13 protein-coding genes are annotated in these 14,013 nt (G+C 40.0%); 12 read left to right on the top strand and 1 reads right to left on the bottom strand.

The window, feature by feature from the left end:
• Positions 1-67 precede the first annotated feature (67 nt).
• The 8 genes from IEW06_RS12935 (at position 68) to IEW06_RS12900 (ending at position 8,309) form a co-directional block, all read left to right on the top strand.
• On the top strand, positions 68-958 hold the full coding sequence (locus IEW06_RS12935) for an ABC transporter permease (RefSeq protein WP_229743120.1): 891 nt from the start codon (positions 68-70) through the stop codon (positions 956-958).
• 50 nt (positions 959-1,008) lie between these two features.
• Complete coding sequence (locus IEW06_RS12930) at positions 1,009-2,247, top strand: ABC transporter ATP-binding protein (RefSeq protein WP_187732892.1); 1,239 nt, start codon at positions 1,009-1,011, stop codon at positions 2,245-2,247.
• A gap of 24 nt (positions 2,248-2,271) precedes the next feature.
• Positions 2,272-3,123: an FkbM family methyltransferase gene (locus tag IEW06_RS12925; protein WP_187732891.1), complete on the top strand. Its 852-nt coding sequence runs from the start codon at positions 2,272-2,274 to the stop codon at positions 3,121-3,123.
• A gap of 23 nt (positions 3,124-3,146) precedes the next feature.
• Complete coding sequence (locus IEW06_RS12920) at positions 3,147-4,187, top strand: glycosyltransferase family 2 protein (protein WP_187732890.1); 1,041 nt, start codon at positions 3,147-3,149, stop codon at positions 4,185-4,187.
• Positions 4,188-4,207: 20 nt separating this feature from the next.
• Positions 4,208-5,335: a glycosyltransferase family 4 protein gene (locus tag IEW06_RS12915; RefSeq protein WP_188548380.1), complete on the top strand. Its 1,128-nt coding sequence runs from the start codon at positions 4,208-4,210 to the stop codon at positions 5,333-5,335.
• 42 nt (positions 5,336-5,377) lie between these two features.
• Entirely contained in the window at positions 5,378-6,256 is an 879-nt protein-coding gene (locus tag IEW06_RS12910) for a glycosyltransferase (protein ID WP_187732888.1), read from the top strand.
• Positions 6,257-6,274: 18 nt separating this feature from the next.
• Positions 6,275-7,099 carry a DUF5672 family protein gene (locus IEW06_RS12905; RefSeq protein WP_187732887.1) on the top strand — a complete coding sequence of 275 codons (825 nt, stop codon included), beginning with the start codon at positions 6,275-6,277 and terminating at the stop codon, positions 7,097-7,099.
• 763 nt (positions 7,100-7,862) lie between these two features.
• Positions 7,863-8,309, top strand: coding sequence for a hypothetical protein (locus tag IEW06_RS12900; protein WP_187732886.1), 447 nt, complete (start codon positions 7,863-7,865; stop codon positions 8,307-8,309).
• Between the two features lie 91 nt (positions 8,310-8,400).
• On the opposite strand, the gene IEW06_RS12895 is transcribed toward IEW06_RS12900, so the two are convergent.
• On the bottom strand, positions 8,401-8,838 hold the full coding sequence (locus IEW06_RS12895; RefSeq protein WP_187732885.1) for a hypothetical protein: 438 nt from the start codon (positions 8,836-8,838) through the stop codon (positions 8,401-8,403).
• Positions 8,839-9,098: 260 nt separating this feature from the next.
• Between IEW06_RS12895 and IEW06_RS12890 the strand changes: the two genes are divergently transcribed.
• From IEW06_RS12890 to IEW06_RS12875, 4 genes are all read left to right on the top strand, one after another.
• Positions 9,099-10,178 carry an acyltransferase family protein gene (locus IEW06_RS12890; RefSeq protein ID WP_187732884.1) on the top strand — a complete coding sequence of 360 codons (1,080 nt, stop codon included), beginning with the start codon at positions 9,099-9,101 and terminating at the stop codon, positions 10,176-10,178.
• A 113-nt stretch (positions 10,179-10,291) separates the two neighbouring features.
• On the top strand, positions 10,292-11,161 hold the full coding sequence (locus tag IEW06_RS12885; RefSeq protein ID WP_229743119.1) for an alpha-1,2-fucosyltransferase: 870 nt from the start codon (positions 10,292-10,294) through the stop codon (positions 11,159-11,161).
• A 181-nt stretch (positions 11,162-11,342) separates the two neighbouring features.
• Positions 11,343-12,431: a glycosyltransferase gene (locus IEW06_RS12880; RefSeq protein ID WP_187732882.1), complete on the top strand. Its 1,089-nt coding sequence runs from the start codon at positions 11,343-11,345 to the stop codon at positions 12,429-12,431.
• A gap of 148 nt (positions 12,432-12,579) precedes the next feature.
• A complete protein-coding gene (locus IEW06_RS12875) occupies positions 12,580-13,650 on the top strand; it encodes a glycosyltransferase family 61 protein (RefSeq protein ID WP_187732881.1) in 1,071 nt (356 codons plus the stop codon).
• Positions 13,651-14,013: the final 363 nt, after the last annotated feature.

The following is a 14,013-nucleotide window of genomic DNA, read 5'->3' as shown; positions in this document are numbered from 1 at the left end:
AATAGTCAGCCTTAGGTAAAATAAGGCCATCAATACACCGTAAACGTTCCGTGATTTAATCAGCGCGATGGAAACAGCAGAAGTGATGAAAGCGCCGAACTCCGTAACCAAAACGGAGGCAGAGGAGTGGACGGAAATAATTGCCCCCCAGACTCGTCTGCTCGATCTGGGACTTAAAGATCTCTGGCGCTACCGCGACTTGGTGCTGCTGTTTGTGCGCCGGGATTTTGTGTCAACCTATAAGCAGACTATCCTGGGGCCTATCTGGTTTTTTGTTCAGCCCTTACTTACTACGCTCACCTTCATCATCATCTTTGGCAACGTAGCCAAGCTATCTACTGATGGGCTGCCAATGTTAGTGTTTTATCTTTCTGGTATTACTATCTGGAATTACTTTGCGCAAAGTCTAACGGCTACTTCTACGGTCTTTCGCGACAATGCCCACATTTTCGGTAAGGTGTATTTTCCACGCCTTACAATGCCGCTAGCCATTGTTATCTCCAACCTCGTTCGCTTTGGTACGCAGTTTACTTTGTTTATCGTTGTCTGGGGATATTATTTAATCTTTAGTGATAAGGTTCAGCCTAACTGGTTGATAGTGCTTACCCCGTTACTCGTGGTAATCATGGCGCTACTATCATTAGGGCTTGGTATGACGTTTAGCGCCCTGACTACCAAATACCGCGATTTAGCTATTCTACTTACTTTCGGAGTGCAGTTGCTCATGTATGCTACTCCTGTAATATATCCTTTGTCAAGCCTTCCTATAGCGTACCGTTGGCTGATTCTAGCCAACCCAATGACATCTATCGTCGAAACATTCCGGTATGCGTTTTTGGGTTCTGGTACATTTAGCTGGGGTGGCCTGGGTTATAGTCTGCTCATATCCTTGCTCGTGCTCTTATTAGGCACTATCATCTTCAACAAGGTTCAAAAGAGCTTTACTGACACTGTATAAACAAGGCTGGGGGGCAAATTAGCTTCCTGGTAATGATTGCTTCGCTGTTCATGAGTGATATTGCCATTAAAATAGAGGAGCTAGGGAAGCTTTACCGTCTGGGCGAAATTGGCACAGGTACCCTCACCCACGACCTAAATCGTTGGTGGGCGCGCTTACGTGGTCAGGAAGATCCTTTTGCCAAAATAGGCGAAAGCAACGATCGCACGGTAAAAGGACAAAGCGACTACGTTTGGTCACTGAAAGATGTGAATTTTGAGGTCAAACAGGGCGAGGTGCTAGGCATAATTGGACGTAATGGAGCTGGTAAATCCACGTTGCTCAAAATCCTTTCTAAAGTAACTGCTCCTACCACCGGGCGCATAAAGATCAAAGGACGCATTGCTTCTCTACTCGAAGTAGGTACCGGGTTTCATCCAGAGCTTACTGGCCGCGAGAACATCTACCTAAATGGGGCAATCTTAGGGATGAGCAAGCCCGAGATTCATAGTAAATTCGATGAGATTGTAGACTTCTCCGGTGTTGAGCGCTATATCGATACGCCCGTGAAGCGCTATAGCAGTGGCATGTATGTGCGCTTAGCATTTGCTGTAGCTGCGTTTCTCGAACCCGAAATCCTAATTATAGACGAGGTGCTTGCTGTGGGCGATGCCGATTTCCAGAAAAAGTGCTTGGGACGAATGAAGGATGTAAGTGTCAATGATGGTCGAACTGTGCTTTTTGTTAGCCATGATTTAAACGCAGTTTCTCAGTTATGCACACATGGCATAATAATGAAACATGGAACCGTTGAATATGATGGTGCTATGAAGGAAACAGTAGCTAGGTATTTGAATCATGACCAAGTATCGCCATCATATGTAAATTCAATAGAGAAAGACTCTAGTGAGATTTATATTGACGAAATACACGTTCGAAATACTAAGGGAGAAGTTTCAGCAAGCTTCCAATACGATGAGGCGATAATTATTGATTTTAAGTTTCACGCCAGTGAAACAAGCATAAATAAAGGGCGTGATATATTTGTGACAATTCTTGACGGAAGAAAAAGACCAGTCTTCTCCTGTGAAACCAGAATTGAAAAGTCGCATTACTCCCTCGTTATTGAAGCAAATACATTAGTTAGGGGAGATTATTCACTTTATGCTTTTGTAAACCTTCCTAAAATAGCTCAACTTGATGTAGTTGAAGATGTATGTAATTTTAAAGTTATCGATGCTGGCTCAATAATGTCAAAGCATGGAGAACATGATTACGGAGTAGTATTTGGTCGCTACAACTGGTTGTAGTTGAGAAAGTAAATCTTAAGGTCCATGAATTTAAAAAGTTTATTGCATCGCACTACCATTGGTAGATATAACTACGTCAAAAACTTCAAGCCTATTGGAATTACTTTTGAGGAGTACAGCGATTATATCTATAAAGGTTTGAGTGAGAATAGAAGTGGATTTACTAAATCAAAAATATTCGGGGTAGAAATTAATCGTATTGGGACGTATTCTTTTATACAGAATGTTGAAGAGGTTTTAATTGACGAGGTATATAAATTTAAGGCAGATAAGCAAAACCCTTATATTATCGATTGTGGAGTTAATATAGGTTTAAGTGTAATATATTTCAAAAGATTGTATCCTAATGCAAAGATAGTTGGTTTTGAACCGGATGATAAAATCTATGAAGTGTGCAAGGGTAATCTTAAATCCTTCGGCTTTACAGATGTGGTTATGCATAATGCAGCAGTATGGAATACTGATGGTGAGTTGAGCTTCTTGCCAAATAATTCTCTTGGAGGTATGGTAGTGAGTGATGACACGTTGATAGGTGAGATTAAAAAGGTCAAAGCAGTTCGTTTGAAGAATCTGCTGCGTGAGAAAGTTGATTTTTTAAAAATCGATATTGAAGGAGCTGAGTTAGAAGTATTAGCTGATTGCCAGAGCGAATTGAAGAATGTCGAACTTATGTTTGTTGAATATCATAGTTCGATTTCGCAAGAACAAGAGTTAGATAAGTTGTTGAAAATAATGACTGACTCTGGATTTCGCTATTATATAAAACATGCATGGGATTATATGGAATTTCCATTCATCGATTATAAAAAATATAATAGTAGTAATATTGTAAATGATCTGCAGCTGAATATTTTCGCATATAGAAGCCATTACTAAAAAAATCTTTGGTAAATTTTATAATGAATCAAGTGGCGCCAAAGGTTACAGTAATCATTCCTAATTACAATCACGCTAGGTACTTGCCGCAGCGGATTGAAACTGTGTTAAATCAAAGCTATAGTGATTTTGAGGTAATAATTCTGGATGATTATTCTACTGATAATAGTCGTGAGGTAATTGAACGCTATAAAAAAAATGATGAGCGTATACGTGTTGTATATAACGATCAGAACAGTGGTACTACTTTTAAACAATGGAACAAGGGTTTTAATCTAGCTAAAGGAGAATACATTTGGATAGCAGAAAGCGATGATTACGCTGACTTATATTTTTTAGAAAAATTAATAGCCCTACTTGATGCCGATGCTCACGTAGGGCTTGCTTATTGTGATTCATGGCATGTGTTTGAAGAGAAAAATTCGATTAAAAGAAATACTGAGTTGTATTCGGAACTAGATTCCAATTTGTGGGCTGCAAATTTTGTGATTGATGGCATTTATTTAGTAAAAAAATTTATGTCTTATCGTAATATAATTCCTAATGCTAGTGCAGTATTAATTCGGCGAAGTATTATTCAACAAGTAGAACCAGCTAATGAGAAAATGAGATTAGTGGGCGACTGGTTGTTTTGGGCAAGCATTATGGCTGTGTCAAAAGTAGCGTTTGTTGTTGAGCCGTTAAATTTTTATAGACATCATCATAATAATGTGCGTAGTAGAACTCTCGTTAATGGTGTGTATTATTTGGAGCTAAGTAAGCTACTAGGGATAATAAAAAAATATGGAGAGCCTGATAGGTTTTTCTCTGGTATAATGGTAGATAGTATTTTAGAAATGTGGTTAAAAAGCATGATAGAGTACGATATACCATTAAGTAGGCATTATATGATTTATAAAAATATGATTGGTTTGAGCCCGGAGATTAAGAGAAAAACTAAGTTTCAACTTAATAGATTTTTATTTTCCAACAACTTTAGTGGCCTAAGGCAAGTAATGGGAGATGGAATAGTTTATCCTTTCCTGAGGCGCTTAAAAGGAAATGATTTTGGTATTAAGAAATAGTTTTGCTTAAAATATTTTAAATGAGAATTTTATTCTTCACTCCCTTTGCTGGTCGGAATGGTGCTGAAATGATGCTCTGGTATACTATTAAGCACATTAATAAGGATAAATTTTCGTGTGCATTATTTAGTGGGCAGAAAGGCCCTCTTATTGATGAATTGCCTAAGTCAGTTCCCTTTTTTCTGCCGCATGTTCCTTTAAAGCAAACTCTAGGACAAAGAGTAATTATAAAAGCAAAAAATAGAATATTTGGAAAGAATAAAGTTGATGATCCTTATAAAAAATCTGTAATCGATGCACATAATAAGTTCAAGCCTGATGTTTGGTATATAAATACAGTTCTTTGTCCTGAGGCAGTATCATTAGCTTTAGAATTAGGTGTGCCTTATGTGGTTCACTTTCACGACATGCTTTTCGTATATCAGCATATTACGTATAATAATTTAAAAAATGCAGTAGAAGGTGCTAAATTACTAGTAGGTTGTTCAGAAGTAGTCTGTGATAAACTTAGGATAATGGGAGGAACAAATATCGCGTTACATTATGAATGTATAGATACAAGTAAAATAGCCTTAGATAAAAAAAATACAGAAAAATTAAAGAAAAAATTAAATATAAATAGCTCTTTCATTTGGGTCATGTCAGGCTCTGTTGAGTATCGTAAAGGAACAGACCTTATACCTTTAATTGCTAGATCACTTGGTAAGTCAGTATCTATATTGTGGCTTGGACTTGGTTCATCAGGTTATTCCTATTATATAGAAAAAGAACTAAAATACTATGGAATTGAAAATGTATTTATGCTTGGTTCTAAGTCCGATGATTATTATGATTATTTAGCATTAGCAGACGGGTTAGTGTTGACTTCCAGAGAAGACCCTTTCCCATTAGTTATGATAGAAGCTGCCGCACTGGGCTTGCCAATTGTTTCTTTTAATTCGGGGGGAGTTAAAGAATTCGTTAAAGATGGTATGGGTATCGTAATAGATTCATTTGATACTTTAGATTTGGTCCAGGCTATGCACAAGGTTAGTAATAATGAAATCAATTTTAATAAGGAGATATCAATTGCAAGGGCCAATGAGTTTGATGCGGAGATTCAGGCACAATACTGGCAGGATATGATGCTAAGCAGGGATTTTGCTTAATGTTCTGTAGCATTCATAGAATATTACAACAGCGAAATTGATATGATATCAATTATTATTTGCTCTCGTAGCGCAGAAATGCTAAGTAGCGCTGCTCAAAGCATAGAAGCAACTATTGGTTTACCATACCAGATAATTGATATCGATAATAGCAAAGGCACATATTCAATATTCCAAGCTTATAATTTAGGAATTTCAAAAAGCCAATTCAATGTTTTATGTTTTATGCATGAAGACGTTGGCTTTATTACGAATGGGTGGGGAGAGAAGGTAGTAAATGCTTTTCAAAATAATCCTAAATTAGGATTACTAGGAGTAGCAGGTAGTAGCTATAAATCTTTATTACCTTCTGGATGGTCCTTTTCTACGGCTACAGATAAGACCTTATATATGAATGTTGTTCAGCATTATAAAGCGGATGGCTCCAGCATTCACGATTATAGTAATCCACGAAACGAATCATTATCTAAAGTAGCAGCGGTTGACGGTGTTTGGTTTTGCACTACCAGAGAAGTTGTTAATCAAATAAAGTTTGATGATACCGTCTTTAATGGTTTCCATTGCTACGATGTTGACTTCTCGTTGAGCGTACTTCAGAAATATGATGTAGCTGTTACATACGAAGTCTTATTAAATCACTTTTCTGAAGGTAGTTTTAATGATGGCTGGCTCAGCGATACTATTAAACTTCATAATAAGTGGAAGAATGTATTGCCTGTTAATCTCAATAATTTATCTGCTGATGCTATAGCTCTTGAAGAAACGAAAGCTTTTTATGCTATTCTACCTAAGCTAGCTGGTAAGCGGCAACTCTGCCTAGATGCGTTAAAGGTGATATGGAAATCTAATGTGATAGCTCGGGTAGGAATTAAGATGTTTACCCGTATGAATTTGTTATTACTTAAGAAGTCATTGGAATAAGTTGATCCTCTTTCTCAAATGAAACGTAATGTTGTCGTTGTTATTCCGGTATATAAGCAATACGCAGAGCTAAGCGTTGGTGAAATAAAATCCTTACAGACAACGTACAAGGTTTTAGGAGCTTATGATATTGTTTTGGTCGCCCATAAAGGCATCGACACGGCAGCCTATTATCCGAAACTGGAGCAAAGTTATTCAATAAGAACGCTCAATTTTGCCCCAAGCTATTTTACTGGTCTTGTAAGCTATAGCCAGCTGTTATTAAGTCTGGAGTTCTATAAATGCTTTGCCAACTATGAGTATATGCTGGTTTGCCAGCTCGACGTTTTTGTTTTTGCTGACAAGCTCGATTACTTCATCAGGAAGGGGTACGATTATATTGGGGCCCCGTGGTTTGAGGGCTATCACGCTGCTATCCCTGAAAGCCCCATCCTTGGAGTTGGTAATGGTGGCTTTTCCTTAAGGAAAGTAAAGTCTTTTCTGACGGTTCTGTATGCTCTGGAGATATTTAGTGGTCGTAAGCCGACTTTTCAAACCGTTAAAACTGTTGCGCAACATTGGGTGTCTGTATTGCGGGTGGCCAAACATGAGTATCAACGGCGCACCAGAGCTTACGATGCCGCTTTGCCGTGGGAAACACCCCTGTATGAAGATGGTTATTGGGCAACTATAGTCAAGACGTTTTTCCCTTGGTTTACTATCGCAACTGTGGAGGATGCCACAGCTTTTGCGTTTGAGGTTAATCCGAGGGTGTTATATATGCTTAATAAGAAGCAATTGCCTATGGCATCACATGCCTGGGAGAAGTACGATCCTGAGTTCTGGAAGCAACATATACAGTAGCAAGTGTGCTTACTGTAGCCTGACTGTTAGAAAGCTAATAAGAGCTTAATCCAATCCTGCGCTTGTAAGCAGAAGATAGCAGCTGGCTAAGTGGCCATACACAATAAGCTAGTTGAATTAGCAGACCTTTTTTTCAATTTGTCAATTAGAAAGAATACGTAAGATTCTGGAGAATAGAATATTATGTACTATAAAGTGCAAGCGCCTGTATAGTTAGGGTATAGTAAAGGCTGTACTAATAGACTATGCTGGATAAAGGTTAGAGGCCCCAGACAACCAAGCCAGACTTACTAAAGGCTTATTAGCCTTTACACTTTGTGTGAGTGGCTTCTTGCTCTTGCTTATGAGACACGTTGGACATAATCAGCGTTTTATAGGTTCCTATAAGTATCTGGCCGACTTTTGAAAGTCAAGTCTTTTTAAAGTCTGGAGCGTGCGGAAACCTCATCTTGGTGCGTTGTAGAGCATACATCACCATAATAGTAGGCTACTACTAGTCCATCTTTTATAGCTGACGATCTTTTCAGGTCCCGTAAGTTATACCTCAGTGAGTGTGAGTGGAGAGATAGTATAATAGCTGGTAGAGGACAAATCTTTTTGGTAAGTTGTAAATGGACAATTTGATCTTTTATAGTTCATATTGCTAATGCAACTAGTATAGCTGTTTTTTTATATAAATGTTTAAAGATCTATTTTAAATTAAGCAATTGTACTGTACTTTCGATTTATAAATAATTCAAAAAAATCTTAAAATTTTACTAGAATGAAAAAAGCTCTACAATTACTTCGCATTGCTATGCTTTTTGGTAGCGGAATTCTGGCTAGTGCTTGTGCTAAAGAGTCAGAAAATGTGTCTCCTAAATTACAAACTGTGCAGTCGTCGAACCTGTATATCCCTGGTACTTTAAATCCGGTAGCGATAGGTGGTACATGGGAACAGGGACCAGACGCCACTAACTTGGGGTGCAATGTGACTATGACATTGCTTACTCACAAAGTAACACCCAAAGGGGAAATCGATACATGGGCAGGAACAATCCCAGCTACTGGTTGCAGACCTACCACAAAACATATGTCAAATAAATCATTTACACTTGTCATAGATGGTGAAAGCTACACCTATCAAATTCATACAGTAGCTGAAACAAATGGAAACGTCAGCATGCGGACGAACTGGAATCTAAGTACTGACCGTTCAGATGACATATAAGTTTGTCTGAGTACACCTTTTTGCTAGCCTACTAAATAAAGAAGCCCTGACATATGTCAGGGCTTCTTTATTTAGTAGGCTAGCAAGTAACTTACTTTTTGCCCTTGCCTTTACCTTTCAGGGTACCAGTATAGGTAATGCTACCATCCGTTTCTGTAACCGCTACGGTATCATACACACGTCCTTTTGTTGGTCCATCTACTGTTTCTGTATGAGTAGAATTAAAAACAATACGTTGCGCTGGGCGCTGATTCGCTGGTAACATACCAGTCAATACAGAAGTGGAATTGCCTGATGGTGTAATTACAAACTTTACTTGTTTGAGCATTACCACTGCATCTGGAGCTAAAGTTGGAATCCCAAGGCTAGCATTACCTATTGCGTACTCTTTGTCTGTTTTGCTAACGAAAGCACCATGACCTTGTTGCACAGCTGTTCGTACGGCATTTTGAGCGAGTACTGAGCTTCCCGTTAGGCATAAGCTAACTAGGAAAGCAACACTTGCTAGTTTGTGCTTGATAGTATTCATGAGATTGTGTGTTTAAATGATACGATTGAACGAAAGTGATATACTTATTGGCAGATTAACAAATAGTGCACCAATAGTTAAGCTACAGTAGAGTAGTATAGACGAGAGACAAAAGTAGGTTTACACCAAGGAACTGATTAAAACGATGGGCTAGCCTTTCTGTAATGCATTACCAATGTATTACCATTAAGCGAACATGAATAGCAACGCGCTACTTATCTTCGCTTTTTTTATTGCCTTTATTTTTTGGTGTTTAATTAATGGAAACTGCTACTAATACGATCCCTACAGCGTCGCATAGCAATAACTTAAACTTTCTGCGCCTACTTTTTGCTTCGTTAGTACTAGTAGCACACGGGCCAGAACTCCGGTATGGTGACCGTTCCCGAGAACTCCTAACTCGCGTTTTTGGTACAATTAGTTTTGGTGAGTTCGCAGTAGCAGGATTCTTTATTTTGAGTGGCTATCTGATTGTAGGGAGTTGGCAACGTCGACCCCAAATAGCAGATTTTATAGAAAAGCGTATCCGACGCATTGTTCCAGGGTTTGTAATTGCGTTTGCTGTCTCAGTTTTTGTTGCAGCTCCACTGGGGGCACAGGATGTAGCGGCATATTTTCATGAATTGAATTATCGAGCGCTCTTCAGCATGGCTGTGCAGCTTAAACACCCATTGGAGCTTCCTCCTAACTTTGTAGGAACTGCTTACCCCTATGTGAACGGTGCAATGTGGACCATCGAGTTTGAGGTGCGATGCTACGCATTGGCTCTACTCTTTGGTTTAGCTGGGGTTAGCCGTCAGAAAGGTGTCTGGCTGATAGTATATATTGTAGCATTAGGCCTGATGCTAATGTCTGATCAAGTAAGAACACTGAACCTGCCTGGTCAAAAGTGGTATTTGGTCAGCCCTCCAGAATTTATAAATTTTGTAGCCTTCTTTAGCGCAGGAGCCTGTTTTAAATTGTTTGGTGTAGTAGCTCGAGGTAGATGGGCAGTAATTGCCGCAGTAGTCTTATTGTTTTTATTGACAACACAACACGATCTAGCTTTGCTAGGTTTAGCGACTGTTGGTGCATATGCCCTGTTTTGGTTCGCTTTTGCAAGCATTCCATCACTTATCTCATTTCAGAAGATAGACGATATTTCTTATGGCCTCTACTTATATGGGTGGCCCATACAGAAGCTTTTAGATTGGTATTTACCTAGTGTTTCATTATGGCTATTAATTCCACTAGCCCTGCTCTTCGCTAGCCTATTAGGATATATAAGTTGGAACTTGGTTGAAAAGCCATTCTTACGCAGTAAGAAAAGCGTAACTGTACCAATAAAAGTATTAGTCTGAAGAGTCTATAATAGGATTGGCAGAGGAGTAAGTTCTGTAACATTTTAGCTGCTTCTTCTAATAATACGAGTCAAATGATTATAGTAAAGTTGGTTGGTGGTCTAGGTAACCAAATGTTTCAGTATGCTTTAGGCCGAAAACTGGCACTGGAGAAGCAAGAGGAGCTGCGGTTTGATTTCCGCTTTCTGGAGCGTAGCCAGATTACCAGCACCCCCCGTGCCCTGGAGTTGAATATATTCCCGGCTGTTGGGCCTCACATGGTAGCTGCCTCCTCGCCACAGCTGCGTCAGTGTGATCAATACCTTGAGTCGAGCCTCTACAAAGCCTACAACCGAGGCCGGAAATTGCTGGGTATGGTGCCGGCTTTTTCCCTGACTACCGATTATTATTCGCTGGCCTATAAGCCGGAGTTTTTGCAAACTCAGGGGCATCTGGTGTATATAGACGGCTTGTGGCAAAGTGAAAAGTGGTTTGATGAGATTGGGCAGTCTATCCGCAACGACTTCGTTTTTCCGGCTTTTGTTAGCGCAACTGCGCAGGAAATTGCCCTCCAGCTTCGCGCTACCGATTCAGTTTCTCTGCACATCAGGCGCGGTGACTATCTGACCGAAGCCGAAGCTGCGAAGTACGCCAGCGTATGCTCGCTCGAGTATTATGAGCGCGCTGTGAATGAAGTAGTTGCAAAAGTTGGAAAAGGTATTACACTATATGTGTTTTCCGACGATATCGCATGGGCAGAGCAACACCTGAAGGTTCCATACCCATGCGTATTTGTAAAAAATGCCCCCCAGCAGCCCAGTCACGAGGATATGCACCTGATGAGCCTGTGCCAGCACCATATAATTGCTAACAGCACCTATAGCTGGTGGGGGGCCTGGCTGGGCCGCAATCCCGAAAAGGTGGTAGTGGCCCCACATATGTGGTTTCCCAAGATCAATGTCACATCAGAGATGATTGTACCAACGTCCTGGGTGAAGCTCTGATAGTAAGCTCAACTACAGATGCATTTGGGTGAATTTATTTCGACAACTATTTAATAATAAGTTGTATACGATGAAGAAGAGGTTTGTTTAATCCCTGACTTACAGCATAAACTTGTTTCTCCCGCTTATCTTCGTGCAGTGCTTATGTTATGCTGACCATATAAAAACAAAATAGTTGCCTATGCAGCCGGAGGATAAAAGTGTAGAAATACTGCCGGCTGGTGTCTCGTTTTTGATATGCACCTATAATAGTGTTTCACGCATAGGGGAAACCCTGAATCGTTTGGCCCAGCAGGTAGTTAAACCGGGTATCCCATGGGAGGTTATCTTAGTAGATAATGCCTGTACAGACGGTACCAGCGAACAGGCCGAAGCGCATTGGAAGCAGCTAGGTACCACTATTCCACTGCGCCTTTACAAGGAACCACGTCCGGGTAAGAACTTTGCCGTTAAGCTTGCTTTTAGCCAAGCACGCTACCAATACGCTTGTATTGTAGACGATGATAACCGCTTGGCGCCCGACTATTTGCAAATCGGATTCGATTTATTGGAGTCTAATCCGCGGGTAGCGATAGTTGGGGGGCAAAATGTAGGCTCGTTCGAGGTGCCTCCCCCTAGCTGGTTCCCGCTTTTTCAGGCCAATTATGCGGTTGGAGTACCGATATACAAGGCTGGAAAGAATGTTCAGCCATTACCCGACGGAAACATTGGGGCCAACATTTTGTGGGGAGCAGGGATGTTTGTTCGCTTGAAGCTATGGCGTGAGTTGGAGCATCTGAACTTTAAAAGCCTGTTTGCTGGTCGTCAGGGAACCAAGACGCTAACAGCTGGGGAGGATGACGAACTGTGCTATGTTGCGCAGCTTTTGGGCTATGAAGTGTGGTATTGCTCTAGCCTGAAGCTAGAGCATTACATGACAGCTAATCGATTAACCACCGACTATAGGAACCGGCTTTACTATTCACCTGTCTGGGCTGCATCCCGACTGGGCGCTTATCGTAGCGCCCTAATGAAACGCGACGCAGAACAATCTACCCCAACTCTAAATTTGATTAAAGACTTTCTATATATGAGCTGGGGGGCTTTTCGGCAGATACTTTCATTGCGTTATGCGAAGGCTCTTCTTACAAATGATATAATGATCTTGATGAGTAGCAAACAGCAGATAATGACCGTGATTAATTATGTAATGAATTTTGCTGATATAATAGATTACTATAAAATAGTGGAAGAATTTAAAAGCAAAGTAAAATACATCTTGCGTAAATAGTGTTTATTAAAGTGTTAGGATTTTGTAATTTATTTAATTGTACATGGATAATAAATAGTAATTACTAATTTTTTGTATCACTCTCATAATGGCTTTTAATTTCATTTATTCTTTTTTTAAGCGGTCTGCTGATTCCTCTGTAAAGAGAATGTATAAGTTTCTGCCCGCATGGAAAGAAAAAGGAGTCGAAGTATTACCAGCCGTTTCCCCATCATCCCCTGAATTGCCAGTTAACTTTAATGATATGCCTCTCAACCTAGCTAGGTATTTTCAAGAAAGTACGGGCCTGCCAGCACGCAGTATTTATAAACTCAAAAACGTCAGTGTCTCTTGGCAAACCATCATTTTCAAAAACCTAAAGATTTTTTTGAAAGGCCTTCCGCACATAAGAGAAGAACAGCATTACACGGATTCTTATCTGCTTAAGCAATGGTTGGTTCCGCATATTCAGCTGCCCTCAACCGATACTCAGGCAGCATTAGTACATGATCTTTGGTCAGTTGACAATTACTATCACTGGATGGCAGATTCATTGCCGCGTCTATTGATTTTGCGTCAGCTGTATCCCAATTGCTTATTAATAACCCCGGAGCCCACTCCAGAATATGTGAAAATTACCGCTGATATAGTAGGCTTTAAGCGCTTGTTGCCAATCAAGGAAAAACAGATCATTAAAGTACCACTGTTACTGCTCCCTGAATACGCAGCACCTCCAGGTTTTCAAGATGCTTCTTTGATGCGCCAAATCAGAACAGAGGTGGTTGAGGCCATAGGCCAGCAGCCATCGCCAGTTCCAACCCGACGTTTGTATGTATCGCGCGCACGCCAGCGCAATCGGCGTTTAGCAAATGAGGTAGCTATTCTTCCATTGTTGGAACAATATAATTTTGAGATAATCTATTTCGAAGGAATGTCTTTCTCTGAGCAAGTTTGGCTTATGCAGGAAGCCTCAGTAATTATGGGCATGCATGGCGCAAACCTGACCAATATCCTGTTTATGCAGCCAAATACCACTGTAATAGAGTTAATTAATGAGGATAAACTAGTGTCACTTGATAATCGCGACTTTGAGAACCTTATCTATTATCGTATGGCTTCTAATATGCAGCTTCACTACTATAATGTGCCTTGCAAACAAGCAATGGAAGGTGATGTAACAAATAAAGCTGATTTAGTAGCGGATATATCATTACTGAATAACATCCTGACTGATTTATAATTAATCTAATATTTATCAGGATGTTTAATGAGAATACGCCTAGATAAAATAGTGATTATGAAGGCGATCTGTTCTGTTAGATACTAAATGATTGATGGTTAATCTAGCTTCGCTGAGTAGAGGCTAGATAAAATATGCTAAATTTGCATCAGCTTCAGCAATTCTTCTGAACACTGCATTCACTTTGTTTTGGCTCCTCCAGCAAAGCGATATGCTAAATTGTAGTAATGTTTTAAACTTTTACTTGTCAAATGGGAAGTAGTCGTTTAAAGGAGAGTATTTGAGATTTTTGTACGTTGAGGGGCTCTAGAGAGTGAAAAAATTGCTTTCTTCTCGTAGAGAATCCTTCCCTAAATTAACTTA

This window comes from Hymenobacter qilianensis (assembly GCF_014638675.1).
GTDB classification, from domain to species: Bacteria; Bacteroidota; Bacteroidia; order Cytophagales; family Hymenobacteraceae; genus Hymenobacter; species Hymenobacter qilianensis.
This window is presented reverse-complemented; position numbering and strand designations above follow the sequence as displayed.

Excerpts from the sequence above, each read along its gene's own strand:
- IEW06_RS12935 (WP_229743120.1), top strand. The coding sequence starts at position 68 with ATGGAAACAGCAGAAGTGATGAAAGCGCCGAACTCCGTAACCAAAACG.
- IEW06_RS12930 (WP_187732892.1), top strand. The coding sequence starts at position 1,009 with ATGAGTGATATTGCCATTAAAATAGAGGAGCTAGGGAAGCTTTACCGT.
- IEW06_RS12925 (WP_187732891.1), top strand. The coding sequence starts at position 2,272 with ATGAATTTAAAAAGTTTATTGCATCGCACTACCATTGGTAGATATAAC.
- IEW06_RS12920 (WP_187732890.1), top strand. The coding sequence starts at position 3,147 with ATGAATCAAGTGGCGCCAAAGGTTACAGTAATCATTCCTAATTACAAT.
- IEW06_RS12915 (WP_188548380.1), top strand. The coding sequence starts at position 4,208 with ATGAGAATTTTATTCTTCACTCCCTTTGCTGGTCGGAATGGTGCTGAA.
- IEW06_RS12910 (WP_187732888.1), top strand. The coding sequence starts at position 5,378 with ATGATATCAATTATTATTTGCTCTCGTAGCGCAGAAATGCTAAGTAGC.
- IEW06_RS12905 (WP_187732887.1), top strand. The coding sequence starts at position 6,275 with ATGAAACGTAATGTTGTCGTTGTTATTCCGGTATATAAGCAATACGCA.
- IEW06_RS12900 (WP_187732886.1), top strand. The coding sequence starts at position 7,863 with ATGAAAAAAGCTCTACAATTACTTCGCATTGCTATGCTTTTTGGTAGC.
- IEW06_RS12895 (WP_187732885.1), bottom strand. The coding sequence starts at position 8,838 with ATGAATACTATCAAGCACAAACTAGCAAGTGTTGCTTTCCTAGTTAGC.
- IEW06_RS12890 (WP_187732884.1), top strand. The coding sequence starts at position 9,099 with ATGGAAACTGCTACTAATACGATCCCTACAGCGTCGCATAGCAATAAC.
- IEW06_RS12885 (WP_229743119.1), top strand. The coding sequence starts at position 10,292 with ATGTTTCAGTATGCTTTAGGCCGAAAACTGGCACTGGAGAAGCAAGAG.
- IEW06_RS12880 (WP_187732882.1), top strand. The coding sequence starts at position 11,343 with ATGCAGCCGGAGGATAAAAGTGTAGAAATACTGCCGGCTGGTGTCTCG.
- IEW06_RS12875 (WP_187732881.1), top strand. The coding sequence starts at position 12,580 with ATGTATAAGTTTCTGCCCGCATGGAAAGAAAAAGGAGTCGAAGTATTA.